This window comes from Paenibacillus sp. FSL H8-0122, from assembly GCF_038005345.1.
Taxonomy (GTDB): Bacteria; Bacillota; Bacilli; order Paenibacillales; family Paenibacillaceae; genus Paenibacillus_AQ.
In genome coordinates this window covers 1-24,961 of record NZ_JBBOTB010000002.1, presented here as the reverse complement: position 1 = coordinate 24,961, position 24,961 = coordinate 1, and the positions used below count along the sequence as shown (strand labels likewise).

Genomic DNA, 24,961 nt, shown 5'->3' with positions numbered 1-24,961 from the left:
CACACGGATCACCTCACTTGTTCCACTTACTTCCGCTTTTGAATTTAACCTTTTCAACCTTGTCCTTATTTTTGTCTTTATCCTTGTCCTTGCCCTTACCTTTGTCCTTTGGTTTGTCTTTGCTCGATTTGTCCTTGGTCTGCTTGGTTCCGCTGTTTACGATTGGCGCCGCCTGGGCCTTGATCGGCGGCGGCAGCGTATCGACATAGGAAGATGCGGCAATCCGGATCTCACGCAGCTCCAGGGAAAAAGTCATGCCGTTAGCGGTGGTGTAATCCGTAGGCGTGCTGAATCCGGTAATAATGCCGGTAAAGGCATTCCGCCCGACATATTTGACAATCTGGCCTTTATCCTTAGCCGTAATGAGATATGCCCGGGTCTTCGCAGCGTCCGGGCCGGATATTATGCCTGACAGGGAGATGGTGCGGGCCTGCGCCTGAACATGGTCCACAAGGTTGATGCCCTTTTCGACCGGCTGCTCGGTAGCCGTAACGGGGAAATCAGGGCTTTCGGATTGAACCGTAATGTACTTGCCGTCAATGAGCGCCATTATACACCATCCATTCCAGCACTACGCATATGAGATTCAAAGACTTCCTGCATCTCTCTGCGGATTGTTTCGCGGAGGTTAGCTAAGGTCTGTTTGTCGGCGCTGCCTTGAACAGAAATATTAAACACCGGGTTAAACTCCGTATTACTTCGGTTGTTCGTTGTCCGAGCTGGAGCTGTCTCAGGTGTGTAACGGGAGTATTCTTCGTTCTCCTTTGCTGTCAGTACGCGTTCTCCCTTGTGCAGCTCAGAAATATAGCCGTCAAATGGGACGTAGGCTAATCCGTTGGCATTACTTCCGTCAATGCCAGCACCTAAAACGGCATCAGTCGTTTCAACGCTCACACTAGCAGAGGTTTTGAATCCAAAAAATTTCTTTACTTTTTTCCCGAAGTTGACTCCCATTTCCTCAACTTTAGTCATAAGGTCTGAAGCCATGGACCCCACACCATTAATCAGCCCTTGAATAATATCTGCGCCGATCTCATACAGATTGATGCCCTCGAAAAATCCCGTCACAGTACCCCACATATCAGTAACAGCCGTCAGGAGTTTGGTGCCTATGCCTTTGATCCCGCTGACAATTTGCCCCCATATCCCTGTGATCTTGTTCCAGACTTTCGTCATAAGAGAATTGGTTGTATCAAACACCCGGTCCCAGGCTCCCTTAATGGCGCTCCAAACATTCGACACCGCGCCGGACACTGAACCGGTAATGCTGCTCCAGATCGACTTGATCTTGTTCCAGACCGCTGTAAAAATGGACCCGGTAACTTCCATCACCTTGTTCCAGGCTCCGGTTACGGCGTTCCAGACGGCAGACGCCCCATTGGACACAGTAGTTTTAATCCAGTCCCAGGCGGATTTAAGCCAGTTCCAGACGGCCGTAAATACGGCTACGGTCACGGCTTTGATCTTATCCCAATTTTTGTACACCAGGAGTGCAATCATGGTAATGGGTCCACCAATGACGGCCAATATCGTAATGCCCCACTTCTTCAAAAACCCTGTTACGGCATTGAAGGCTATCATAAAGTACTTCGGCACCGTCACTTTGAAAAAATTAAGGGTTGCCATGGTCGCTGTTTTGATCCCGGCCCACATTTTGTCAACGAACGCGCGGAACTTGTCTGAACGCTTATAAGCCACGGTCAGCGCCACAACAAGCCCTACAAGGGCCAGCACAACAAGCGCAATCGGGTTCATTGCCATCACCGCGTTGAACGCTGTCTGTACGGCGGTGAACGCTTTGGTGATACCTGACCACACCTTTGTGGCTAACCCCGCTATCTTGGTTGCCGTCGATACTGCAACCATAGCTGTTTTGTAGGTTAAGAGTATTGCAGCAATACCGGATATGATAGGAATGAACGGTTCCCACTCCCATATTGATTTTGCCACTTCACCGATTTTCCCGGCTATGTTCTGGATCTCCGGCCAAAGGGCGACAGCAGCCGCGACCAGTTGAGTACCGATTAAGGTAACTATCGGTTGGATCGCCGTCCACAGCTCTTTACCTTTATCCACAAGGTAGCCAAAAGCCTGCGCGGCCTGCGCACCAAACTCCTGCAAGTACGGTACAGCCGCCTTTACCCAGCCGCTCACCTTTTCAATAGCTGCACCTAAGCCGTTGCCGATCATAGCCCCGAAGGCAGCAATTTCTGACTGATGGCTGGATATCCAGGACCCAAACATACTAAGATACGGCAGCAGCTTTTGCCCGATGGGAATTAATATTCCCGTTTCAATATGGCGTTTGAAGTATTGGAACGAATCCCCGATGCTGGTAAAGGAATTGAACAGATTGGCAGCCGAATCCTTGTTTTGGTCAAAACTTGTGTTCACATCGTCCAACGCCGAAAACGCCTTAATCCCCAATTCCTCGAACTGTGTCCCGAACAGCCCGACCCCGATAGTATTTTGTTGCACCGGGTCCGCGACGTCGGTAATCATGGATACGATATCTTTAAACGCCGCTTTTGCTGCTGGGCCACCCTTGGAAAAGGTCGCCATCATCTTTTTTGAATCTAAACCCAGGGCTGCGTACGATTGTTCTGCGGTCCCACCTGCCTCTATGGACTGAATGGAGAACTCATTCATTGCATCCCCAAGCAAGTCCGTGCTTCTGGCGCCAGCAAGCATCCCGTTATTTAAATACCCCATGGTATCTTCCATGGTGAAACCCATACTCGCAAACGCTTGGGAATATTCATTAATGCTCCCCAGCATATCTTGCTGTGTGTTGGTGCCGTTGGTCTGCCCTTGTGTCAGTAGGTTAAAAGCTTCAGTGCTGGTTACTCCAAAGTTTTTCATGGCAACCGATACTCCGGCAATGGACTCCGTAACATCACCGTCAAATTTATCTGAGTACAGCATCGCCTCACGGGAGGCAGTTTCCAAGGCACCGCCTGTAAGTCCGGTTGCCTTTGACACATCGGCTATTTTGCTCCCAAGATCATCCCAGTTCTCACCGAAATTATCATTGTACAAGTTCATGGCGATTCCCCGGGTAGCTTCCATTTGGTCTGTGGTCTGCCCGGTCGTGAGCTGCACCTTGGACATGGCGCTCTCGAAGTTTGATGCTGCGCCGAGTGCAGCAGCTCCGATACCAACCAGCGCCGCACCGCCCGCCGCGCCTAATCCGACTACGCCTTTGGTTAACTTGCCAACCTTTGAATCTGCATCGTCAATACCCTTGCTGTTAAATTTGAATCCCACCGCATACATGAGTGACCCAATAATTCCGCCTGCCATGTGTTCCCTCCTTTCCAGCAGAAAAAGACGCCCCGAAGGACGCCTATTTCTTGCTCTTATTCAGTTCTTTTTGCTGTTTGATATGGATATCTAAGGCCGCATTCGCCTCGGCTATATCATCATCATCCATAACTAATAGGTCAGAATAGGTAATCCCCATGTCCGAAAGCAGCAAGCGCCACTGACTCCAGTTTTGTTCTGCGCGGCGCTTGGCTTCGGTCTTACTGATCCTCGGCATCGTCTTCCGGCTCGTCGTCTTGGCCCGTAATGAAGGCAAAGGCTTTACCGACAATCTCCGTCATTTCCATATACGAATCAAAATCGTCAAGCCGCATCTTGGGTTCTACGATGACATGTTGCAGCATTTCCTCTGCAAGCCGTTCGTCAGAAGGAATACCGTGTTTGTTCTTGACCCGGTCCGTGATTTTGGTCACGTTACGTACCCCCGGATGCTGCAACGTATATTCCTTACCGGATTTTGTGGTTATCTTTTTCTGTTGAAAAGTTGCCAATTAAATTACCCCTCTCGGATTTTGATTGATTAGTTCATGCTCAGATCAAGGCACTGGAACTCATACGACTTATCGCCCGCTTCCGATCCATACTCCCGGTCCGCTGGCTTTTTGAGATATGCCTGTGTGGCGATATTCGTTTCCTTTGGCGTCCCTGAAAAGATTACAGAAACAGGAACCAACTGCCCACTATTCGCCAACCCGTCAAGATACTGAACCTGTGGGCTAGTTCGTTGAAGTGTAACGGTGATGGTCCCCAAGGGATTGTTCACTTTGTTCCTCACGACATCTCCCTGAGCGCCTACCGCTGTCGTATACTGCTCCTCATCCTTGGCAACCGTCACCAAATCCTCACCAAATCCCGTCAAAAAGACGCCATCCACAATAGTGGTGACGTCCATCGAATCATATGTTTTAACTTCTCCTGCCACGTTGATTCCTCCTTATGCAAATTTGATTGTACCGCGAATCACGGCAGTGTGAACTGCTCCAGCAATGACAAACTCAAATTGTCCGTCCGGATAGTTACGGGCGGCAACCTGCGCCGGGTCAACCTGCGAACGCGGTAGGAAAGTCGTATTGTACAACGGTACGCCATCATCATTCGCCGCAATCATGCCCTGCAAGTAAGCCCGCTGCAGCACCGTCCGCACCGCGCTCTCAATCTGCGCAATGCCGCGGTTGTCATACGGAATTTTACTCAGGGCTGCTTGGGCCTGGTTAAATAGATCCTGCACCGCGTACTGGATAGAAAACACAATGAAGTCCTGACTGTGGATAAAGTCGATGAACTCCCCGCTGACCGCCCGGCCGTCGCTGGTGACATTGGTGCCTGCCTTGGTCACATAGGTGTTGGCACCCAGGCCGTGGATTGCATTCAGCTCTGATGTGTCGATATCCATCGGCGCAATACCGACTAGCGTCCAGCCCTTCCATGTCACGGACCCAACCGGCAAACTACCGACAGCGCCCACCCAAGCCGCATCAGGATAGTTATTGACGATCGTATGATAGATTACCGCTGTGCGGTCATAGCTCTTTGCCTTGATGGTCGCTAGGTCCGCCTTGCTGCTGGTCCGAGCCACGAACTGCCGGGATTTATCCGCCTCCACGGCATCAGCAATCAAAATTAGATCCTCCACCGTGGTTGTGGTTGTAATCAAAAAATGCCAATCCTTTAGGAACAGCGTCGGAAGCAGATCCGCCAACAGAACCGGGCTTGCTCCGGTCTTGCGGGAGACAATCGCCACCTCTGCAGGCGGATTTTTTTGGGCAAATAGAGCAAATGCCGCCTTGTATTCCTCCGTGCTGGCTGCGTAATCCACCTTCACCGCGTCGATATCCGCGTAATTCTTAAAATCCTTGCCTGCCGCGCTGCTGCCCAAAATCAGGGGCTTACCGAATCCACCCAGAATAGGTGTCGGCTTAAGTACGGCAATGGTTACTGTCACATCACTAATGCTCAACATAATCACTCCTTTGTATTGGTGCTGTCTCGATCCAGCCGGTTAAATCGGTAATCACTAGATCCGTTGCCCGAAGCTCAACGTCAAATCCCTGCCGCCGCTCCCACTCTTCGCCTATATTGATATCCCGATTTTGAATTTCTCCAATCTCGGTAACCACAACGTCTAAAGTGTCCTTCAGCAGCTCACGGCCCGTCATTTTAAACCAGTCCCGCGCTCGCATTGCGTTAACCATGGCGACATCCGAATCATCGGCATAGCAGTTAAAAGAGACGGTAAAGGTCACCGTCTCCCGTCTGTACTGCTGCCCGGCCTGCTGGGTTATGACAGGCTGCCCACCGGAGGACTCAAATCCACCGATAAAGCTGTAAGTCAAAAAATCACCGGGAGGAATATCCCCGCCGCCGTTCATCTCGATCACCAGCCCTCCGGTGGCCACCTCCACCCCTTCAACAATAGAAACCCGAATATCCTCAAACGGGAGCATTGGCGACCACCTTTCTGAGCAAATATTGATTGACGTCGCTATACTCGCGGTCCGGCGACTCTGCAACGATGTACTGTACGCCCAGGTACTCGATACGCTCCCCGGTGCTGTGCGTGGCTGTTGTGTAGAGCATACGGTCCGTCTCGGTGTAGTCGCCGCCCTCTGTGGCCCGCAGGCGGACGCTGACTGGCTGAATGCTCCCGCTCCGCTGCACACGCTCCGGCGGGGACGGTACCCATTTACCCTTCACCCATGAACCGCCACTGTCTCGCACCAGGGTATACGGCCGGAAATACTTTCGGACCACGCCAGCAAACTTAAAATTTCTCATCGTCATGGCCCCCTTCGTGCGCGGGCAATGACGGCCCAGGATAACGCATCTTTTAACCGCATTTCTTCCGCCTGCAGAAGCTTACGCCCCCGCTTATGACTGGCATAGATGGCGCTGAGTGGCGGCTGTTTGATCCGGTCAAAGTTCGCCTTAGTCTTTTCCAGCCCGGCCTCTCCGATCTCCTGGTAAAGCTCCTGCGGCGTCTTACGGCCGAAGGCAATTTCAGTCACGCCAGCCTTAACCAGCTTATTGATGATAGGCCGAGATTTAATTTTCCCGGTTCGTATAAATGAGCGCTCCGGGATGTGCTTCGGCGCTGAACCAAACTCATGCACGATACCGATCACGGTCAGTTCCTCATTGCCCTGGATGCCAACAACCACCCGTTTTTCAGTGATGGCCTTCATTCGTTCGGCCAGTTCCCGCAGGTTTTCTTCACCGGTCACCTGTACCCGGACTCCAGTTGCCCGCCGTCTTGGTGTCGCCATGTCCTCACCTCACAATTCCGGCCGGATATGCGGCGCAATCAGCGCTTTAACCGCCATCGGCATGTCTGCTTCCGCTGCCGCATATGCAACCGAGATATCCCCAACTCGCTCCGAAGTAACCCCCGGCTCCCGCTGAAGGTGTTTTGCCATCAGCACACAGGCATACTCCAACGTTTCCGGCAGCGTGGACGGGTTATCCTCCGTAGCATCCTCCGGCAGCACGTAACCGGCGGTGTAGGTCACCGACAGCCCGCGCTCCCCGCCCGGCCAGCCGCAGCGCCGGAAAAAGATGCCATTATCCAGCGTCTCAACATCAGTAAAGGGGTGCTCCGGCTTTTCATAGATGGAAATGGAGTGCACGGGATAGTTAGGCAGATACAAATACTGCCCGCGCATCCCATTCACGCGCCCGGTGTACTGCTGGAGCTTGAACCTCCGGCGGCACTTCTCCTCAATCGCTGCGGAAGCTACGGTAAGCAGCGCCGTCAGCTCTGCATCTGGCATATCGCCTGCCGGATCAACACCCAGCAGTCTAGCTTTTGCCAGTGTCGTCAGCATCCGGCGTCACCTCGCCCGCTTTACCCTTCTTCTCTGCGGCCTTCGGGGCTTCCGGCGTCTGCGGTTCAGCCGCCAGATAGCCCCGCTCCTGCAGCTCCGCAATACGTTCCGGGGAGTCTCCAGGGTACGAAGCGCCCACACTATAGCGTTTTTGGGTCTCTTTATCCCGGAATACCTTCAGAACCTCATACATTTCTGGTGTTTTAGCCATGAATGGCCTCCTTCTGCCGGTTCATCCGGCTATTGTATTAGAAAAGGGGCATTAAGCCCCTATACTTCGTCCGTAATGTCCAGTTGACCGAAAATTGCCGCGCCCGGGTCCCAAATCTTGATATCGTTACGCATAATGGCCCGGAACTCCGTGGTGTCCCGTCTCCAGGCGTCGCCGCCCTCTTTGGTGCTGGCCAGCTCGAAGAATTTGCGTGTAAACAGCACAATCAGTTCTTTCAGGTTACCGATAATGATAGGCGCTTTACCGTTGACGGTATCACTAGGCAATTGCTTGTTTGCTACCACCACAATGCGGCGACCTTTGTACAGATACCCACCCGCTTGCGTAATATCCGGCTGCAGCAATGGCCGTCCTTGGCTGTCCACCAGTTGATCCAGCCAGTTATAACCGTCCTGATTGGTTAAAATGGTCGATGTATTGCTGATGGATGGGTCCAAACCTACGTTCAGCACAGATTTGATGTCCCCAAAGTTCGCCAAATCTTGCTTAGGCAGCGTCTTCAGCAGGCGGATAATCTGCATGTTCCGCGTAAATATAGCCTTGCGACCAATCCAGTTCGTGATATACGCCACCAAATTCTGATCCGAATCGGCCAAAAGCTCGTTCGTCAGCGGAAGAATCCCGCCGCGCTTCTTCACTTTGTACTCAATATTCTGGAATTTAGGGTTATCAATCTCAGGAATCGGGCCGTATTCCTCAATAATCGGGAACTCGGTCATATCGTCCATAGATTCCAGTACGCGGGAACCGGACAAGGTGCCGACTGTGATTTCATTGACGTACTCGCCCAGGTCAGAATGCTGGGAACGCATGAAGGTCAGAATTTGCGTCTGGATGTCCTTCGGAACCAGCAAGTGAGAATCCCCTGCTGGGATTGCCGGGTTCGTTTCCCCTTCGTTCATCACCGCACGGCGCTCGTACTCCTGCACAATGCTACGCATATCCGCTGTTACCCCTTGACGGCGCAAGCCCCGAAGGAAAATGCTCTGATACTCGCGCTCCAGTTCGGAATCCTCGCGCTTCTCCAGATCTGTATTCCGGCCTCCAAGTTCTTCACCACTGCCCAGGTTACCGCGTTCCTCATTCTCCAGCTCCTGGAGCATCTTCGCTTTCGCCTGAAGGGAACGGACTTCATCCATCATTTCTTCCGCTTCCTTCGTCTTATCCTGCGCCAAGAAAGAGCGCACTTCTATTTTCCGCTGCTCCAGTTTCGCCAACAGCTCCCGCAATTCTTTATTCATGTGTGTACCTCCGTATAATGGTTTTTGGCCAAACAAAAAGAGCCGATCAGATCAGCTCCAGCTCAATCAACATTTTCTGTTTTAACAACTGGTCGGCTGCCCGCTGCTCACTGGCTTTATAATCCTCCAGGCTTCGGGCCGAAACCTCATTTGCCGGATAAGCCGGGAAGGCTACCGGGGAGATTTCGTACAGCTCCGCGTTCAATATGGAGCGTTTGTAGAGCTTACTTTTATCCTCGCGGGTCTCGGAGGACCATTTATCCTTGGTGACCCGCATCCCGAAGGATACGCCGTCCACATCCCCGCGCTGGATAATAGCAAAAGCATCATTACCGCTCGTGGTATCCGGCAGGTCCAGTTCAAACCGCAGCTCCTGCTTGCCGCTTAAGAGCCTCAGCGTACCACTCTTGGTATTGCCCAGCACCTGAGAGGTATCATGCGACCACAAGCCCACCACATCCCGGGCCGCGAGGCTTTCATCAAAGGCACCGGCGGCAATCTGCTCCACAAAGGTGTCGCCGTACCAATCGCGCATTTCCTCGCTGTCGCTTTCATACTTAATCGCGCCGGTGATGGTCCGCTTACTCGGCTGTTCCTCCGTCGCTTCCGTCTCCCGGATCTCCAGCTTCACTGGCATTGCCCTCTTCTCCTTCGTCGGAGTCGGGTTCGTCTTCTTCTGGCTCAGTTTCTTCACCCCCTTTCACGTATTGTTGGCCTGCCATGACTAATGGAATGACATTTCCGTTAAACACAAGTTGATCCCCGCCCGGCATTGGCGGCTTGTCTTCCGCTGCCCGCGCTTCGTTCGGCGTGAGGAATCCGCCCGAAATCCCTTTCGCGTGGGCTTCATACCGGGTTTTCAGGTCGGCCCGTAGGATGGAATCGACGTTGAATTTACAGTAATACCCGTCGTCCAGCTCCGAATCCGTGAACAGCTTATAGGAAAGCTCCTGTTCGTAGGTCGTGAGAATGGGCTGCTGGGTATCAGAGTAGAACGCGAGTTGCTGCTGCTCCACGTTGCTGTAAGTGGCCTTCGCCAAGTCATTGAGCTGGTGCATTTTGACGCCAAAGGCATTCGCAATCTGTCGGAAGGTCAGCTCTGTGTTCTGGAGAAACTGAGCATCTGCCATGCTGATAGATATCGGCGTGAATTGATAGCCGTACGGCATCATGGCGACTCGGTGACTGTTCTTCAGTCCGGCGGTCATGCTCTCAAAGTTATCTATGAATACCTTTTTGGAGCCTTCGTCCAGCGCACCGGTATATTGCACCAAACCCTTGACCTGAAGCCCTTGCTTATAAAAATTGTTGATGAATTTGCCCGCAGACGCCGCATTCTCGGCAGAAGTCCGCAGGTAATCCATGGTATGCACACCGATTAAGCCGTCTAAGGTAATGCTGCCCTTGAAATGAAGCACTTCGTCCGGCAGCAGCTTACGCTTTTGACCGTTACCAATGTCCACCTCGTACCATAATCGCGTCTTACTGGAGGCTATCCGAAGTGTCGGGTCTGGCAATATCCCGGCATCATCCACAATCACCCGGACTTTGCTGGCATCCATCGGCCAGAGACCCACCACTCTACCGGTCCGCTTATCAAATTCGATAGAAGCATACGCGTTTCCCATGGCCCGGTTTGCCTCGATGGCCTTCCAGAAGTCGGCTGCGGACATGTACGGATTCGGTCGCAGCTTCAGCAGCCGGTACAAATAATGTTTAGCTCCTTTGGTAATTCCGGAATCGTCCTCCTGGTACACTTTTAGCGGCAGCTTGGATATCGCATCCGATAATACCTTAATGCAGGCATATACCGTGTCCACCTTCAGGGCGTTCCAGCCTTTGATATTGACTTCGCCCGGCCCCACATCCAAACCCAGCCATTCCAGCAGCTTCCGGTCATTCAGGCCCACTTCATAGCTCCGCGTTTCCGCTTCGTTCCGGCCAAAACCAAACATTCGTGTTAAAAAATTCTGTCTCACACATGCACCCCCTCCCTCCAAGGCATTAGCCCCATAGTTTCTTTAAGAAATCTTCTTTGCTGAACTCTGATACATCGGATGATGTATCCTCCGTATCAAACATCGCCCGAACAAAAGCATTTATGATAGAGGCTGCGGGGTCAATCCGCTGCCGGGATTTTTGTTTATCCAGCATGATATTGTCATTGTGATCTGCCCGGGCTATCGCATTCCCGAACGCCCATGCAATGACAGGATCATTGTCGTGGATGATCTTCTTCTCTAAGACACTATCGCGGAAGGACTTGGTAGGTTCTCCAAGCGTTTTTATCCCCTGCCGGATCTCCACGGGGATGAACCCCTCTGTTTCCATGTTCTGCGCGAACTGAGTGGCGTTGTACGGGTCGAAACAGTTCTCTTGCACCTTCCACCCGTTCGCTTCAATCTGTTCAAGGACGTAGGCTTGTACAAAACGATAATCCACCACCGCGCCCGGCGTTGGAGTCAGCCAACCTTCCCGCACCCAGCGGCTATAAGGGACCTTGTCCTTCTTTTCCCGCTGTAGTAGCGTTTCCTCCGGCATGAAGGAATGCCCCCGCACCGCATAACGCCCTTCCTCCAAGGGAAACACAAATCCCACACTGGTTAAGTCGATCTTTGATGATAAATCGACGCCTAAATAGCCCAGCTTGCCATCCAGTTCAGGAAAAGGATTGGCTTCCGAAGCGCCGCAGGACTTCCACCGGTCTGCCCGCAGATATTTCTTCTCTCCCGTCGCCATCCACACATTCATATTTTTGGTTAGGAAGTCGTCCATCGCTTCCGGCTTCTCCAACGCCTCATTCATACGCGCCCGGATATTGTTTAAGCCTTCCGGGTAAGAGGCGGCGATAGGATTTGCTTTAAGCCATGCTTTTTCATCGCGGATATCATCAATGAGGTTCCCGTCTTCGTCTTTGTCCAGCTCATTGACCATAACAAAATACTGCTCATTCTCGGCTTGGTCGGCCGGATCAAGCAGACGGGAAACATAATCATATTCCACACGGTAGCAAGGCCCGCTGACATCCCCGGCCGTCGTAATGACCATCAGCAAGGGCTGCGGCCGGGCCACCATCCCGGAATCCAACACATCGTAAATCTCTGTGGTCAAATGGGCGTGATATTCGTCAATAATGGCCGCCTGCGGGTTCAAGCCGTCTCCGGTCTTCTGGTCTTCTTTGGACAGGGCGCGTATTACGGAATCCGTCTTGGTATGTGTGATCCTCCCGTATGCCTCCCGCCATTTCCCCTTCAGCTCCGGGCAGCCTGCAAGCATGGCCTTAGCTTCCTTGTAGACGATTTTTGCCTGTTCAGACTTCGTCGCCCCGATATAGACCTCGGACATGCCTTCTCCAAAGGCCATAGCTTCATAGGTAGCGACACAACCCAGCGTCTGAGACTTGGCATTCTTCCGTCCCACTTGCCAGTACGCCTTACGAAATCGGCGGTAGCCTTTGTTCATATCCACCCAGCCGTACACATTTCCAAAGACAAAGACCTGAATGTCATGCGGCTGCAGGCGTTCGCCCTTTAGGACTCCCTTGGTGTGCCGGAATAGGCTCATCCACTCAAAGAACCTCATCGCCCGGTCTTCATCAAAGACATAAGGAAATTCCTTTGTGCCGCTTCGGTCAATGTCCCGTAGGAATCGTTCACACGCCTGCTTATGCTTTTGACAGGCTGGCACATCGTCATGAATGACATCGTAGCAATAGCTCATCATCCAGTGTTTCAGGCCCAGCATTATACATCACCAAACTTTTGTTCAAATTCGGAAGGTTCCCCCTTTTCGGGTCCCTCCGGAATGACCAACCGGCACCGGGAAGCAATCGTCATACCCAAATCAGCAGCCGCTTGTCTGCACTGTTTGAACAACTTGTCCTGGTTCAACAACAGATCTGCATACACGCCGCTGGCTGCTTCCTTGGTGGTTGTATTCGGGATCAGTTCCCCGTCCACATCGTCATTTTCTTTGACCTCATACTGAACAATGGGCTTCCGGTTTAGTAGCGCCTCGGTTACGTCCAGATACATCTGCCGGGAAATGATATACCGCGCCAAAGCGTCCACATCCAGATTAGACATGATGCCGATCCGCTCCAGCTCCTTGGCTATTTTGTTGAAATCCCGCTTATGCTCCTTGGACAAATACGAAGGCGCCCGGATTTTATCGGCGGGCGCCTTCACTTCCTGCTTTTTTCTTGTCTCGATTTCTTGCTTTGTCAAGTTCTTTTTTCCTTTATATAAAAGTAAATCAATAGGTTGTCTTTTTCCAGCCACTTCCAAAACCTCCCTTCCGAACTTTTCAGTGGGGAACTTTATATGCGTTAAGGGGGGCGACGGTCTACGCCATTTTATTTTTTAAACTTTTTCCCCAGCCCCCCGGGTCTGAAACTTTTTCAAAAAAATAAATTTTAAAAAAATTATTTTATTTCATTTCCAAACCCGCCGTCTTCTCTGACCGTCTTGTCGCTATGGTGCGGTCCACACAATCCCTGCCAGTTACTCCGGTCCCAGAACAGCAGCGGGTCTCCCTTGTGGGCTATGATGTGGTCCACGTGTGACGCTGCTCCTGCTAACCCCAGCCTTGTACACTCCACACACAGCGGGTACTCCATCAAGTATTCTTCTCGGGCTATCCTCCACTTGTGGCCGTAGCCACGGCTTGCTGCTGTCCCTCTGCGCTGCTCCCGCTCCTGCCTGTGCTTGTCACAGTATCCGCCCTTGCTCACCAGCTCACGGCATCCAGGCTTTCCACATGGGCGCTTAGGCTTGCTAGGCATTCCTTTATCCTCACCCTCTCCTGTTAATAGACAACAAAAAAGCCCGATCAAATGACCGGACTATTTACGTTATTTGATTGACATACGTAAAACAAAATGATATAATGTATATATAAGGAGGTGATGATAATGAAGACAAGGAAAGAAAGACAGAAAGAGGATAGGGACAACAAAATCAAATCGGTGACAGCAATCATCGGCTTGATTGTCCAAATCCTCACCCTCATCAAACTACTCCTCAAGTAGTGGAACCCGAAACCTCGGCCCCGCAAGGGGCCAGGCGGTAGGGGATGAATAACAAGGGCTGTCTTTCTTCCAGTATAACATAATGACGGGAGCGATAAAATATGACTCAAAAGACCACAAACATGGTAACGTATGCCACACTGGCTATAAGCATCATTAACCTGATTATTCTGGTGGTGAAATGGTGATGAATCCATTTAAAGACCAGCAGGAAATGAATGAGTGGGTTTCTGAGAACATCCTTTTCACCTCGGAAGCCATGGAGATCATGAACTGCACGCGGCAGAATCTCCACCATTTCGTGCAGAAGGGCCGGCTTGTTCCTGTGAAGACTGTCGGCCGTGACCGGCTCTTTCTCCGCTCTGATGTGCTGGAGCTGCAGGAGTCCGTTAGTTCCTATAACCGTAAACCTAAAGCAGACCAGCCCGGTGAATGATGCCGGGCTTTTTTATGCGGCTAAACAACGATAAAACACCCAATTACTTTGAATAGATGGTTGACTTTTGTCACCCATCATGATATAATTAAAGTATAGAAAGGGGGTGAACAATATGAGAAAGACAAGAAAAGAAGAACGACGGGATGAACGAGTTGCAAAGATCGTGCTTGTGGGTGCCACCATCAGCGTGATCGCCTCGATCATCAACCTCATCACTGCTCTGATTCATTAATCAGAAGCCCAGAGGGAGCCGAAAGGCTCCCAAAGGGTTCCAGTGAAATTCAAAGGGTCGTTCTTCTCGCCTTGATTATACCACGAAAGGAAGCTGATCACATGTCTGTAAACCGCAAATTGACCTTAGCTCTTTGGCTTAGTGTCACTGCTCTCGCTATCAATGTGGTGACTCTCATGATCTACGTACTGACATGACCGGGCCGTTTAAAGAACGTGCGGAGTTGGTCGAATTTTTAGGCCGGGAAATCCTCAGCACCTCGGAAGCTATGGAGCTTATGGAGTGCAGCCGCCAGAATCTTCACAAGTTTGTGAAGTCGGGAAAGTTGGTACCCGTGAAAGACACCGGCCGCGAACGCTGGTTCCTGCGGTCAGAATGCTTGGAGCGAAAGGAAGCTGCTCAGGCATACCATACAAAGAAAGACAAGCCCGGTGATTGATGCCGGGCTTTCTTTATGCAAGAAATCGCTTTTCAGCAACCTTGTAAACAAAAAAGTCCCGTCAATTGACAGGACAAATTCAAATACATACTTTACAATCGTTAAGTATCATGGTATAATTAATATATAAAGAGAGGAGGTGATAACATTGAAATCAAGAAGCGAAAGACGCTCTGAGGAAAGAGTTGAGCGCATCAAAGCGGTGACTGCAATCATCGTTTTGATCAACTCATTCCTAGCTTTGGTCCTCTCGATCATCGCCATTGCCAAAGTGCTACTTAAGTAGCACAGCCCGAAACTCGGCCCCGCAAGGGGCTGAGAAGTAGGGGGACAATAAAGAGCGTCTTTCACTTCACATTATAGCATAGTTTAAATCTAAGGTTAAAGGAGCTGTCAACATGACCAAAAAGACGTATGAAACTCTTATCCTTACTGCCTTCGCCTTCAGTGTCATTGCCTTGCTGCTCACTATTATCACGCTGGTAAAGGTGGGGTGGTAATGTACACTTTCAACAGTAAAGAAGAATTGGCAGAATGGATCTCCCGTGAAGTCTGCGGCGTCTCAGAAGCAATGGAAATTCTGGAATCTTCTCGGCAAAATATTCACGGTTTCGTGAAGAACGGCAAGCTTAAGCCTGTCAAAGAAACAGGCCGCGAACGTTTATTCTTCCGCTCCGATCTACTGGAGCGGAAGGAAGCAGCCAAAGCCTACCATACAAAGAAAGACAAGTCCGGTGATTGATGCCGGGCTTTCTTTATGCAAAAAAAGGCCGCTTTTCAGCGGCCCCACCCGTCACAAACTCATTAATACTCTACGCGAAAGCCTATACTTATAGGTGGCAGTCGTAGGACAAAAAATCATGTAAGAAATAAACTGCTGTTCAATGCGTCGGTTATTTTCTTCTGCGCCCGCTCCAGATATTCTTGAACACTGGCTTTGCTTATGAATAACATCATGGCGATTTCTGCGAAGCTGAAGCATTCTCCGTAGGCCAGCATGTAGCATTCCCGCTCCCTGGGGCTTAACGTAGATAATGCGTCCTCTAATTGGAACATTTCCCAATCACTTAGATTACTCGGACTGCCTGCCGTGCTTCTGGAAGCAAACGCCTGCATCCGAAGCGGGTCCATAGGCTTCTCTAGCTGATAGGCCGCCCTCCGCTCTATGCCGCGTTTATTGCCGGGGCGCCGTCCAGTTGATAGCCACTCTATGACAAATTCACAATCAGATACCATGCCGGAGATAACCTTTTTGTCGTCTGCGTCAGCCCTCCTGTAAGCCTGTTCAGCGCCCTTTAAGGAGAAAAGGTAAGTTAACACGGTTGCTGGGCCTAAGTCCGTAACGTGCTGCTCTGGCGTTATGCTCTGTGCTGTTTTCATCCCCATTCCCCCTTGTGATATATTTATGGAGGATAAAAGTTACTGGTTATTGCCCTGATGCTGAGTCAGGGCTTTTTTCTTTATCAACCGGAATATGAATGCTCTCTACCGAATATCCAAATCCCCGCATGTTGGTGCTCAGAAACAAGCTCATGGCTGGAGTTTTGTAACGTACCCAAGAATCACCGTATTTTAGAACCTCGGCCACTGCGCCACTATGCAGGTTAAAATGTCTATGGCCAGCCTTTAGGGCATCCCGAACTTGATAGGCATACCAAGTCATTCAATCGTTCCCCTGATAACAAATGGTCTTTCCGCTGCCTTACCGGTTGGACGGGGATACTTTAAATCTAATTCAGCTCGTTGTTCTGGTGTTAATTGTGATTTTTTAATGGAGCCGTGTAGGCTTCCGGTACCCTCATTGGCTTTGTTCTTGATTTCGTAATGCCATTTCCCCATCTTTGGTTGCCTCCAATTGAACTTAGTTGAGTTTCCAAACTTCTTGGGCAATCTCTTTCGGGTCCCGCTACGCTGGTTTACTCGGTCGCGTTTCGATAGCCTGACGGCCTGATGACTTACATCTTCGGACTGCGAAACTAAAAATCCATCTCTAGCTGCCCAGTTACTCCCTTGATATGGTCGCTCCATACAATGTGACTGCTACAACGGTTTGAATCTGCAGGAACAAAATATGCTTGTTTCAGGTTCTTACCGCATCCATTTGATCCGTACCAAACTGAAACTCGTTTCAATACAGTCCCAACTTTCCAACCATACAGGGCTTCATAATTTGTACATTTATTAGAAATCAATATATATTCTTCCTGTTCAGCCGGAGATAACATTTCAGAGGGTTTCACTTTACACCTTCCTTTGCTATATTCATTCAGAATAGACTAAGCTGTCCGACCTGACTTGCTGCAACTGTATTGATCCATATAACCTCTGTCCGGCTCTGTCCGGTTTCAATGACCTGCTGCCGCTCTTCTCGTCGCCAATTAGCAAGCTTGATATTGTAAAGCTCACTATCATACCCGCTCAAAATGGCCGGGCCGGTATGCTGCAGTAATGCGTCAAGCAGATCCGAATGATCTAATTCGCTCATTTCATTCTCATAGATTGCTCCATTACGGCCCTCCAGCAGATAGGGCGGATCAGCGTATATCATGACGTCTGGACGGTTGTAACGGCCAAGCACCTGCAGCGCCGGGCGGTTCTCAATCTGTACGTCCTTAAGGCGTTCTGCAACTGTAGTAATTTTGTCCGGCAGGTTGTTCCATTGTTTCACCCGGTACGAATCATCTGCCGTCCCTCGGCATTTCCACCCTGAGATTGACCCGGTTTTCACCCTGATGCTCTGCCAGCAACGAACAAGGAACTGCCGCGCGTTTTCCAAGTCTGAATTCCCCCCTGCTTGGCAAGAAAGGTATTCCTCCCGGCTGTAAGGGGTCCAGTAAGTCGCCCGGGCCAAATCCTCCGGCCTGTCCCTAATCACTCGGAACAGATTAACTACATCGCCGCTTATATCATTGATAGTCTCCAGCACCGCGGGTTCTTTGTTGAACAGCACCGCGCCAGATCCAAAGAACGGTTCTAAATATGTTGTGTGCTGCGGCATGTGGTTAATAATCCACTCGGCCAAGCTCCACTTGCTGCCGGGATAATGCAAAATCCTTGGAACTGCCATGTGGTCCTTCCTTTCTTGGTGAACTGTATGCGTCTACTGCGACTTCAATTTATTCTCTACGGACTACAACGGAAGCGATAACCGTCTGGATTCGTTCACCTTCAAAGGTCTCGATAGTGTACGATGCTCTTTCATCAGGTTCACCGCTGTTATACCAAGGAGATATCGAAAAAGAGAATTCAGGTCTCCCTTCCAAATATTTTGCAACGGTATCCCAAGCTTGTTGTACTTCATGCGGAATAGGGGTTGTATTCAATGCATTCCCTCCTTCAATGGTTAATTGTTCCGCTCCCCAGCCGCAGCAGGGGCAGCGGAACACATTCTGCTTGATCTCCTGCATATCCGCTGCACACTCCAGGCACACCAGAATCATGATCCCCGCTCCGCTTCGGCCAGCTCGCTGGGTGTAAGCCGGTTCCTGTCAATTTGCTCAGGGCTCCGGGCATACAGCGGAGCGTAACTGTTCGGTGGAATCGCCTTCGGAACATGAAGGTAAGCCGCGGGCTTCTCCCAGGCTGCAACATGAGCGCCAAGCTCTGCACAGCGGTAACGGGGAAGCAAAAGCCATCCTTCAGGCCGCGCCGGGCGCCAACCGGGGCCACCGGTGATGTATACAGGCTTCCCGCAGGCTACCACCTCGGAGCGGGACAACCATCCATTCTGATCAACCATAGGCCAGTTCCCGCTTGAGGATCGACCAGAGCGGCGTCATATGCCTTATCCGGATGTAACGGCAACGTTCATGCTCCTGGAGCTTGCCTCTGTAATATTCAAGCTGCTCCTGCATGATGATATCCCGGCAGTACTGGCATACTGGCACGGTCGCCCATGTCGTTGTGGCGTCAAGCTGGCAGGTAGGTACCGAGCACATTTTCCTCACCGGTCTGGCCCCTCCCCTCTTACCTGCTCTTCTTGGCGGCGTTTCGATTCCCTTTTGGCCTGAAGCTCCGCAAGCAGTTTCTGCTGCAGGGCGATATCCTCCGGAGTGGGTCCGTCCGTTGTCGGCTTGACGACCTCAATATGTGGCTTGCCACTGTATCCCCCGCGTGGTCCCCTGCCGCCTGTCTGCTCGGGCGGCTTGTCCTTGGTCCAAGGATCATCAATCCCCTCGACCTTCCAGCGTTTGAGGATACCCTGCACATAGCTCAGAGTTCTCTTTCCGGCTAAGACAGCCTTTTTCATGGCTTCGCAAAGCCATTTTTCGGTGTAATCTTGGATAAACTCATTGAGCTGGTCTTTAGTTACATTGCTGATAGTGCCGAATCCTTCGCTTTCAAACATTCTAAAAGCATCGGGAACCGATGGAAGAGGACCACCACCATATAGATATTCATCCTCTGCTGCATCAGGCGAAGCTGACATACTGCCTTCAGTTCCGTTCTCTTCTTGTTCTGTTCCCTTCTCTTCTGTTCCGTTCTCTTCAGTTCTGTTCTCTTCAGTTCTGTTCAGTTCAGTTCTCTTCAGTTCAGAGGGAATTTCTTGGACATTCCCGGAATTTCCCGGAAAGTCGGGGAATTTAGAGCGCGTCCGCTTGTGTAAGCCCTGCTGGTGCTTCTCAAATTGCTGAATCTGTACGACTCTTTCGCCGTCTACCTCATACCACAGAATCAGCCCTTGATGATTCAGAACCTGCAGGGATTCACGTATATCATGGATAGACTTGTTTATCATCGGCACAATCAAAGCCTTGATCTTGCCCGGAGAACCCGCCAAGCGCCCAAAATCATCTGCATGGGGGATCATCCAGGTGTAAAGCAGCATATCGAATATATCAGGCAGCTCGTTGACCTTCTCCGATATTGAAATTACTTTTGAGAGCATTCTTTTTTCAGCCATCGGCAGCGCCTTCCTTGTTGTTATGTGAATTTCCCGGAAATTCCGGGAAAGACCGGGAATAAAATTCCTCTCGTTTATTCAGCGCCCATTGCTTCCCGCCAGCAGTATAATCCACATAATGGTGGCATGTACCGCTGTTGACGCTGGGACCGCAGAGCATGGCGACATCATTAACGGTGGTTTCTCCTTCAATCTGCCATCGACGTAGCAGGTGGGCGCATTGTAGGCCTTCCGTGCTTCCGCATTGTTCGCAGCGGCCGCCGGATCTCTCCAACGCCGCCGAGTATACTTCCTTGCTAATTGCTCCTCGCTGTTTGGCGGTTGGCTTCTTACGCTTATGCTTCGGTTTCGGGACAGGATGGAACCCGAAGCTAACCACGGCGGGCACCACCAAACATGTGCTGATTAAGACATGAATAATTGCAGCAAAGCACATTCCCACAACGTACAGCGGACTGACCGAAAAGGATTAACCGACGGCAATCCAGATTTGCACAGGTTCCGACAATTACAAATTTCTCCTTATCTGCTGTTTTCATTGCTTTTCCCCCTAATCCCTGATAAAATCACGGTAATATATTTTGTCAAGCTACAGTCCACGGCTCCTAACCCGTTGGGCTGTTTTCATTTGTCCACAGATTATCCACATTGTGCGGCGCTTTCCACTGAGCTGCTCCAGATGGTGAGTAAATCATCCCGGTGCCACCTAAACATCTGAATAGCATGTTGCTCATTAATTTCATCCCCCCGCATTCTTGCATCCTTGCTGGCTTCCAGCCAAAAACGCATTTGATAACGGCATTCCTTCACACCCTCCATCATTGTCCTACTCCTCCCGCCGGATCGGCACCCAGGCTGCAACATAGTTCATCACTTCCTGCAGATCATGCTTAAGCACATCTTTGTAGCTGCTGACGCTCCAGCGGTCCTTGATTTCCTTATGGAGCTGCCGGAACCATTCCCCGCGGGCTTCTTTAATTTGCTCAATCGCACACACTCGTTGGTTAATTGACCTCTGCAGGCGGCGCTGCTGCCCACTGTCCAGCGTGATTTGAGTCTCAAGCTTGTGCTCTACATCCTCCAGCCGTTCATTGATGATCTCCTGACCTGCAAGCAGGTTATGTGTGGCCGCCATCAAAGAGCGCAACGATTCGCGCGAAGAAGCTGGTCCCCTGAAATAGCTATTGACCAACTGGCGCTGCACCTTCCAGGCAAGATCATCATTGAACGATTTGACCAACATCAGATAACCGGATTCTGTGATGGCTGTCCCGCCGCGCGGGCTTGAAATCCCAAAGCGACGAATTTCGTCGGATTGAAAATGCTCTGGCGTAACCTCGAAGTAATCTGTACCGGGAATAAAGCGTTCACGATTCTCCCGGAAATTTCGGCTTGCAGTTCCTTCCGGACGCCGATGAAGCTCGTCAATATCCCGGAATGTCACTATACGCTGTCCTGAAATTTCACGAATATGAAGGCTCTTGGCCTGTTGGTTAACTTGAATTTGTACGGTTTGGGTCATGGTGTGTATCCCTCCAGTGATGTGATGTAACGAACCTCTACATCATTGATTACAAATTGCATCTCTTTATTCCCAGCGTAATGTCGGCGGTACATGGCGATGATCTGCCGGAGCAGATCCGGCGGCGCCCCTGCATCCAAACAGGATTGCATCGTCACCTGCATACTGTATATATCATTGCTCTGTTTCATGTGCAGTTGGCTGCCGTTTATAATACATTGCTGCTCTACGTAAATTGCTGTATTATCCATAACTCCGCCCCTTCCAGGTATAGCCTTTATGATGTAGTTATGATGTCTGAAAACTAACGAATTAGCTTAGAAGGTGATTTATTCAACGCCTCAAAATTCTTGTCAAGAAATTTACTCATCTCAGAAGCCCGAAACATCCAGCGTCCGCCTTCGCCTCCGTTTGAGCAAAGGCGCATTTCTTGTTTGAAATCTGGATTAAGCAAAATGTTCGCAATGAGCCAATCACGCTTACGGCACGTTTCGGATTCAAGCCGTTTCATGTCCCACCAGACACCTGAGGGGGCACAATCTTGAACAATGCGGCTTACTTCTTCGTGAGCCAACTGCCGGACAAATTCGTTATCAATTACAACTTGAATAACTGGGGAATCCAACTTACACACCCCCTTTGTTATTCTCATCCGTAGAAAATAGTTGTTCTATATCGCAATCTGAAAAAAAGATGCGTTTAATTTTGACTGCTTCGTCATAATGAAGCCTGAACTTTCCATGAAGTTTGTCGCTAATAGTCCCCCGTCTCATTTTCAACTCCCTAGACATGGCGGATATTGTTACCCCTCTCCTTTCCATTTCCGAACTCAAATTCGCATACTTCATTCCTTCAGCCCCTTTCATGAACGTGATTACGTTCGGCTTGATTTGAACTATATACGTAATCACGTTCAAGGTCAATAGAAAAGCGCTAAATATTATACTTAATTTCGTTCAAAGTATATTTACAAAGCATTTTTCATGTTGTAATATGTACCTATATACGGAATAACGTACAAAATACAATGGAGGTATGGAGATTGTGGAGAGAGCAAAAATCTTATCTCGCTTAATCGAAGAAAAGGGATATAGTCGTCGCGCTTTTGCGGAACGAATTGGACTCCCTCCAACAACCCTGCAGACCATGTTAAACCGTGGTGTAGGTGGAGCATCTATAGACAATGTACTGAAAGTTACAAAAGGATTAGGGATAACGGTAGAAGAACTTGAGGAAATGGTAGCCATGGAAACCGGCGAAAAAGAAAGGTTAGGGCGTGAAGACACTCCCGCTCTCAGTCCAGCGGAATTAGCTGAGTTTGAGGCTTTTATTAATAATCCCGAACACGGCATTTTTTTCAAAAGCTATTTAGATGCACCTGAAGAACGTAAAAAAGACCTTCAAAAGGTCTGGGAAATTATCAAACGTGCTGCTGATTCTGAATAAAAAAGTGATTTCTGTAGCTTCAGCTTTCAGGCTGATTCTGCACGCCCATACATACGAACATACGATCTCATAGGAGGGGTACCATGTTTAAATATTACAAAAAAACTCACCTTGAACAATACACTGAGCAACTTTACTTAGGGAATGGCATCATGACTCCCGACAACATTACAACTGAATTTATTGCAAACAGACTTAAAATAACAGTTGTTTTTTTTAATTCTGAAAGCCTTTCACATGAAACAATGAACGGTAAAAGAATAGTTTTTCTTGATGAACGAAAATCAATTTTGGAGCAAAGAGAGGATTTTCTCCACGAGTTATGCCATTTACTACGGCACGCTGGTAACCAGGCAACCTTACCTTCTCCTTTTGTGCAGTATCAGGAAGAGGATGCAGAATTGTTTGTTCTTTATGCTTCCCTACCCTTCTTCATGATTAAGGAGTTAAATCTTCCACCGGATCATGGACAAGCTATAAAACAAATTTCCTCAACCTTTTCAGTAAGTATGGAACAAGCACGTAAACGGTATGAGCAAATCTTACGCCGAGAATTCGAAGCACTCATGTGTGCAGAGACATCGGCTACATACCAATTTAAAAAGGAGGTGAAAACAATCATGAGTAAACCTGTGGAGTTTTCCGTCTATTATGACCCCTCTGGAATAACTGATGGGCCTTCACAACTTGTTGTAACCTTAGACGAATGGACCCTTATGAACTGCCGGGAAATTGAATTACCTATCGGGGAACGTCTTGCAGAAATTGATTTAGAGGAAATACAGCGAATTGAATGTGTGTCGGTACTCAGCAGCGACGTTATTTGTTTTGACGGTAAAGTTACACTGCAAGTCCATCAGCTTTTGTACAGACATGGATTAAAACAAAATTGTTTTATCGTTCAAATGAACGATGTTGAAATGAAGATTGCCCGGGATCAAGCCATGACCCGGAACCTATCATGGTAAGGAGGAAATGTAGTGGCCAGCTTCCAAAGATATACGACTAAAGACGGGCCTCGTTGGATGTACCAGTATTATGCTGGAATCAACCCTGAAACCGGAAAACGAAAAAAGTCTACTAAACGAGGATTCAAAACAAAGAAAGAAGCTCAACTGGACGCAGCTCAGACAGAAAAAGAAGTGGCAAACGGGTCGTTCATTTCCCAGGATAAAACAACAACATTTCAGCAAGTGTATGAACAATGGTACGAAACTAATTCACCAAATTTCAAACCAAGCACAAAAAAGGCTGTTTTATCTAAATTTAAGAAGCAACTGCTTCCCCACTTTGGAGCAATCAAGATGCGAGATATCACCCGTTCATACTGCCAGGAAGTCATAAACAAGATTGCGAAAGAGATCAAAACAATTGATAACATGAAGATGTATGCCAATCAGATATTTGAATACGCCATCTTTATGGATATAAGAACTACCAATCCCATGAAGGGCGTAGTTCTCCCCAAAGGAGAAAATGAACATTTAGCGAATGAAGATGATCTGCAGAGAAATTATTGGGAGAAGCACGAAATAAGAAAATTCCTCGGGATTGTTAAGAAAGAATGTTCCCAGCGCGACTACATGATGTTTCATTTACTGATTTATACCGGTGCACGAAAAGGAGAAATTCTAGCACTTCGTTGGAATGACGTTGATTTTAAGAACAAGAGTCTGACGCTCAACAAAACTTTATTTCAAGATAAGACAGGCTTTATGGATTTAACATCTAAGACAGCCGCTTCTAGGCGTATCCTAAGTTTGGATGATACAACCCTTGGATTGCTCCGAAAGCACCGCTCAGAGCAAAACAGAGGCCCTGTAGCACCTATAGGCACCAAAGACGACCGATACATTTTTGCAAGAGAGGACGGAACACCAACACGGTTAGCATACCCTAACGACAAACTGGCTGAGATAATCCGTCTACACACGCTACACCCTGTCACAGTCCACGGATTGCGTCATACCCATGCTTCGCTACTCTTCGAAGCTGGGGCAAGCATAAAGGAGGTCCAGGAACGTTTAGGGCACTCCGATATCAAAATGACCATGAATATATACACGCACGTGACTAGAACTGTTAAAGAAAAGACTGCGGATCGCTTTGAGAAGTTTATGGAGTCAGAGGATAAAATAACAGGCACGGATGTGATGAACAATAATGGCGAGGATAATTAGAGTCAAAATAGAGTCACAAGCAAACTCTTGGGCAAAATTAAAGCCCCTGACCATAAAGGCCAGGAGCTTGAAATCCTTGATAACAAGGGAATCTTAACGTTTCGAGAACTGTGGAGCACGACGAGCAGCTTTGAGGCCGTATTTCTTACGTTC

37 protein-coding genes and 1 pseudogene are annotated in these 24,961 nt (G+C 49.5%); 7 read left to right on the top strand and 31 right to left on the bottom strand.

The features are described 5' to 3' along the window. Window positions 1-13 precede the first annotated feature (13 nt). The 17 genes from NSS64_RS32560 to NSS64_RS32480 all read right to left on the bottom strand — a co-directional run bounded on the left by NSS64_RS32560 (window position 14) and on the right by NSS64_RS32480 (window position 13,176). Window positions 14-550: a phage baseplate protein gene (locus tag NSS64_RS32560; RefSeq protein ID WP_341142962.1), complete on the bottom strand. Its 537-nt coding sequence runs from the start codon at window positions 548-550 to the stop codon at window positions 14-16. Then, a complete protein-coding gene (locus tag NSS64_RS32555) occupies window positions 550-3,303 on the bottom strand; it encodes a phage tail tape measure protein (RefSeq protein ID WP_341142961.1) in 2,754 nt (917 codons plus the stop codon). Before NSS64_RS32555 ends, NSS64_RS32560 begins: the two co-directional genes overlap by 1 nt. Window positions 3,304-3,346: 43 nt before the next feature. After that, window positions 3,347-3,541: a hypothetical protein gene (locus tag NSS64_RS32550; RefSeq protein WP_341142960.1), complete on the bottom strand. Its 195-nt coding sequence runs from the start codon at window positions 3,539-3,541 to the stop codon at window positions 3,347-3,349. Beyond that, window positions 3,525-3,815, bottom strand: a complete 291-nt coding sequence (locus NSS64_RS32545) for a hypothetical protein (RefSeq protein ID WP_341142959.1) — start codon at window positions 3,813-3,815, stop codon at window positions 3,525-3,527. Before NSS64_RS32545 ends, NSS64_RS32550 begins: the two co-directional genes overlap by 17 nt. Before the next feature lie 29 nt (window positions 3,816-3,844). Then, window positions 3,845-4,246 carry a phage structural protein gene (locus NSS64_RS32540; RefSeq protein WP_341142958.1) on the bottom strand — a complete coding sequence of 134 codons (402 nt, stop codon included), beginning with the start codon at window positions 4,244-4,246 and terminating at the stop codon, window positions 3,845-3,847. Between the two features lie 12 nt (window positions 4,247-4,258). Continuing rightward, window positions 4,259-5,284 carry a DUF3383 family protein gene (locus tag NSS64_RS32535; RefSeq protein WP_341142957.1) on the bottom strand — a complete coding sequence of 342 codons (1,026 nt, stop codon included), beginning with the start codon at window positions 5,282-5,284 and terminating at the stop codon, window positions 4,259-4,261. Next, the gene (locus tag NSS64_RS32530) at window positions 5,271-5,768 is read right to left on the bottom strand and encodes a phage neck terminator protein (protein ID WP_341142956.1); all 498 of its coding nucleotides are present in this window, start codon (window positions 5,766-5,768) and stop codon (window positions 5,271-5,273) included. The genes NSS64_RS32535 and NSS64_RS32530 overlap by 14 nt, the downstream gene beginning before the upstream one ends. Further along, window positions 5,755-6,099: a hypothetical protein gene (locus NSS64_RS32525; RefSeq protein WP_341142955.1), complete on the bottom strand. Its 345-nt coding sequence runs from the start codon at window positions 6,097-6,099 to the stop codon at window positions 5,755-5,757. The genes NSS64_RS32530 and NSS64_RS32525 overlap by 14 nt, the downstream gene beginning before the upstream one ends. Window positions 6,100-6,101: 2 nt before the next feature. Next, window positions 6,102-6,587, bottom strand: a complete 486-nt coding sequence (locus tag NSS64_RS32520) for a hypothetical protein (protein WP_341142954.1) — start codon at window positions 6,585-6,587, stop codon at window positions 6,102-6,104. Between the two features lie 9 nt (window positions 6,588-6,596). Beyond that, window positions 6,597-7,145 (bottom strand): hypothetical protein, encoded by a 549-nt coding sequence (locus tag NSS64_RS32515; RefSeq protein ID WP_341142953.1) that lies wholly within the window; start codon window positions 7,143-7,145, stop codon window positions 6,597-6,599. Then, the gene (locus NSS64_RS32510; RefSeq protein ID WP_341142952.1) at window positions 7,120-7,356 is read right to left on the bottom strand and encodes a hypothetical protein; all 237 of its coding nucleotides are present in this window, start codon (window positions 7,354-7,356) and stop codon (window positions 7,120-7,122) included. The genes NSS64_RS32515 and NSS64_RS32510 overlap by 26 nt, the downstream gene beginning before the upstream one ends. 59 nt (window positions 7,357-7,415) lie before the next feature. Further along, window positions 7,416-8,618, bottom strand: coding sequence for a phage major capsid protein (locus NSS64_RS32505; RefSeq protein WP_341142951.1), 1,203 nt, complete (start codon window positions 8,616-8,618; stop codon window positions 7,416-7,418). 46 nt (window positions 8,619-8,664) lie between these two features. After that, window positions 8,665-9,255 carry an HK97 family phage prohead protease gene (locus NSS64_RS32500; RefSeq protein ID WP_341142950.1) on the bottom strand — a complete coding sequence of 197 codons (591 nt, stop codon included), beginning with the start codon at window positions 9,253-9,255 and terminating at the stop codon, window positions 8,665-8,667. Beyond that, window positions 9,200-10,573 carry a phage portal protein gene (locus NSS64_RS32495; protein WP_341142989.1) on the bottom strand — a complete coding sequence of 458 codons (1,374 nt, stop codon included), beginning with the start codon at window positions 10,571-10,573 and terminating at the stop codon, window positions 9,200-9,202. Before NSS64_RS32495 ends, NSS64_RS32500 begins: the two co-directional genes overlap by 56 nt. A 49-nt stretch (window positions 10,574-10,622) precedes the next feature. Then, window positions 10,623-12,362 (bottom strand): terminase large subunit, encoded by a 1,740-nt coding sequence (locus NSS64_RS32490; protein ID WP_341142949.1) that lies wholly within the window; start codon window positions 12,360-12,362, stop codon window positions 10,623-10,625. Next, window positions 12,362-12,898 carry a phage terminase small subunit P27 family gene (locus NSS64_RS32485; protein WP_341142948.1) on the bottom strand — a complete coding sequence of 179 codons (537 nt, stop codon included), beginning with the start codon at window positions 12,896-12,898 and terminating at the stop codon, window positions 12,362-12,364. The genes NSS64_RS32490 and NSS64_RS32485 overlap by 1 nt, the downstream gene beginning before the upstream one ends. A 143-nt stretch (window positions 12,899-13,041) precedes the next feature. Next, window positions 13,042-13,176: a hypothetical protein gene (locus tag NSS64_RS32480; RefSeq protein WP_341142947.1), complete on the bottom strand. Its 135-nt coding sequence runs from the start codon at window positions 13,174-13,176 to the stop codon at window positions 13,042-13,044. Window positions 13,177-13,834: 658 nt separating this feature from the next. Here NSS64_RS32480 and NSS64_RS32475 point away from each other — a divergent pair. From NSS64_RS32475 to NSS64_RS32460, 4 genes are all read left to right on the top strand, one after another. Then, on the top strand, window positions 13,835-14,083 hold the full coding sequence (locus NSS64_RS32475) for a helix-turn-helix domain-containing protein (RefSeq protein WP_341142946.1): 249 nt from the start codon (window positions 13,835-13,837) through the stop codon (window positions 14,081-14,083). Window positions 14,084-14,511: 428 nt separating this feature from the next. Beyond that, entirely contained in the window at window positions 14,512-14,757 is a 246-nt protein-coding gene (locus tag NSS64_RS32470) for a helix-turn-helix domain-containing protein (protein ID WP_341142945.1), read from the top strand. Window positions 14,758-14,905: 148 nt separating this feature from the next. After that, window positions 14,906-15,043 carry a hypothetical protein gene (locus NSS64_RS32465; protein ID WP_340947240.1) on the top strand — a complete coding sequence of 46 codons (138 nt, stop codon included), beginning with the start codon at window positions 14,906-14,908 and terminating at the stop codon, window positions 15,041-15,043. A gap of 213 nt (window positions 15,044-15,256) precedes the next feature. Next, window positions 15,257-15,499 carry a helix-turn-helix domain-containing protein gene (locus NSS64_RS32460; RefSeq protein ID WP_341142944.1) on the top strand — a complete coding sequence of 81 codons (243 nt, stop codon included), beginning with the start codon at window positions 15,257-15,259 and terminating at the stop codon, window positions 15,497-15,499. 116 nt (window positions 15,500-15,615) lie between these two features. Here NSS64_RS32460 and NSS64_RS32455 read toward each other — a convergent pair whose 3' ends face one another. From NSS64_RS32455 to NSS64_RS32395, 13 genes are all read right to left on the bottom strand, one after another. Next, the gene (locus NSS64_RS32455; protein ID WP_341142943.1) at window positions 15,616-16,137 is read right to left on the bottom strand and encodes a sigma factor-like helix-turn-helix DNA-binding protein; all 522 of its coding nucleotides are present in this window, start codon (window positions 16,135-16,137) and stop codon (window positions 15,616-15,618) included. Between the two features lie 46 nt (window positions 16,138-16,183). Continuing rightward, window positions 16,184-16,420 (bottom strand): hypothetical protein, encoded by a 237-nt coding sequence (locus NSS64_RS32450; RefSeq protein WP_341142942.1) that lies wholly within the window; start codon window positions 16,418-16,420, stop codon window positions 16,184-16,186. Continuing rightward, entirely contained in the window at window positions 16,417-16,596 is a 180-nt protein-coding gene (locus NSS64_RS32445) for a hypothetical protein (RefSeq protein WP_341142941.1), read from the bottom strand. The genes NSS64_RS32450 and NSS64_RS32445 overlap by 4 nt, the downstream gene beginning before the upstream one ends. A gap of 137 nt (window positions 16,597-16,733) precedes the next feature. After that, entirely contained in the window at window positions 16,734-16,997 is a 264-nt protein-coding gene (locus NSS64_RS32440; protein ID WP_341142940.1) for a hypothetical protein, read from the bottom strand. 26 nt (window positions 16,998-17,023) lie between these two features. Then, window positions 17,024-17,824, bottom strand: coding sequence for a DNA adenine methylase (locus tag NSS64_RS32435; RefSeq protein WP_341142939.1), 801 nt, complete (start codon window positions 17,822-17,824; stop codon window positions 17,024-17,026). Between the two features lie 49 nt (window positions 17,825-17,873). Further along, the gene (locus NSS64_RS32430; RefSeq protein WP_341142938.1) at window positions 17,874-18,164 is read right to left on the bottom strand and encodes a hypothetical protein; all 291 of its coding nucleotides are present in this window, start codon (window positions 18,162-18,164) and stop codon (window positions 17,874-17,876) included. A gap of 29 nt (window positions 18,165-18,193) precedes the next feature. Next, window positions 18,194-18,496 carry a hypothetical protein gene (locus NSS64_RS32425; protein WP_341142937.1) on the bottom strand — a complete coding sequence of 101 codons (303 nt, stop codon included), beginning with the start codon at window positions 18,494-18,496 and terminating at the stop codon, window positions 18,194-18,196. Further along, window positions 18,489-18,704 (bottom strand): hypothetical protein, encoded by a 216-nt coding sequence (locus NSS64_RS32420; protein WP_341142936.1) that lies wholly within the window; start codon window positions 18,702-18,704, stop codon window positions 18,489-18,491. The genes NSS64_RS32425 and NSS64_RS32420 overlap by 8 nt, the downstream gene beginning before the upstream one ends. Next, entirely contained in the window at window positions 18,701-19,660 is a 960-nt protein-coding gene (locus NSS64_RS32415) for a DnaD domain-containing protein (RefSeq protein ID WP_341142935.1), read from the bottom strand. The genes NSS64_RS32420 and NSS64_RS32415 overlap by 4 nt, the downstream gene beginning before the upstream one ends. Window positions 19,661-20,299: 639 nt before the next feature. Beyond that, complete coding sequence (locus NSS64_RS32410; protein ID WP_341142934.1) at window positions 20,300-20,482, bottom strand: hypothetical protein; 183 nt, start codon at window positions 20,480-20,482, stop codon at window positions 20,300-20,302. A gap of 4 nt (window positions 20,483-20,486) precedes the next feature. After that, complete coding sequence (locus NSS64_RS32405; protein WP_341142933.1) at window positions 20,487-21,182, bottom strand: ORF6N domain-containing protein; 696 nt, start codon at window positions 21,180-21,182, stop codon at window positions 20,487-20,489. Beyond that, window positions 21,179-21,433 (bottom strand): hypothetical protein, encoded by a 255-nt coding sequence (locus tag NSS64_RS32400; RefSeq protein WP_341142932.1) that lies wholly within the window; start codon window positions 21,431-21,433, stop codon window positions 21,179-21,181. The genes NSS64_RS32405 and NSS64_RS32400 overlap by 4 nt, the downstream gene beginning before the upstream one ends. Before the next feature lie 53 nt (window positions 21,434-21,486). Then, complete coding sequence (locus tag NSS64_RS32395) at window positions 21,487-21,807, bottom strand: DUF771 domain-containing protein (protein WP_341142931.1); 321 nt, start codon at window positions 21,805-21,807, stop codon at window positions 21,487-21,489. 410 nt (window positions 21,808-22,217) lie between these two features. Between NSS64_RS32395 and NSS64_RS32390 the strand changes: the two are divergent. The 3 genes and pseudogenes from NSS64_RS32390 to NSS64_RS32380 form a co-directional block, all read left to right on the top strand. Continuing rightward, a pseudogene (locus NSS64_RS32390) lies at window positions 22,218-22,433 on the top strand (helix-turn-helix domain-containing protein); the annotation flags it as partial. Window positions 22,434-22,711: 278 nt separating this feature from the next. Continuing rightward, the gene (locus tag NSS64_RS32385; protein ID WP_341142930.1) at window positions 22,712-23,596 is read left to right on the top strand and encodes an ImmA/IrrE family metallo-endopeptidase; all 885 of its coding nucleotides are present in this window, start codon (window positions 22,712-22,714) and stop codon (window positions 23,594-23,596) included. 12 nt (window positions 23,597-23,608) lie between these two features. After that, on the top strand, window positions 23,609-24,808 hold the full coding sequence (locus tag NSS64_RS32380; RefSeq protein ID WP_341142929.1) for a site-specific integrase: 1,200 nt from the start codon (window positions 23,609-23,611) through the stop codon (window positions 24,806-24,808). A gap of 93 nt (window positions 24,809-24,901) precedes the next feature. On the opposite strand, the gene rpsI is transcribed toward NSS64_RS32380, so the two are convergent. Further along, on the bottom strand, window positions 24,902-24,961 hold a 60-nt coding region (gene rpsI, locus NSS64_RS32855), incomplete at its 5' end, for a 30S ribosomal protein S9 (RefSeq protein WP_365697380.1).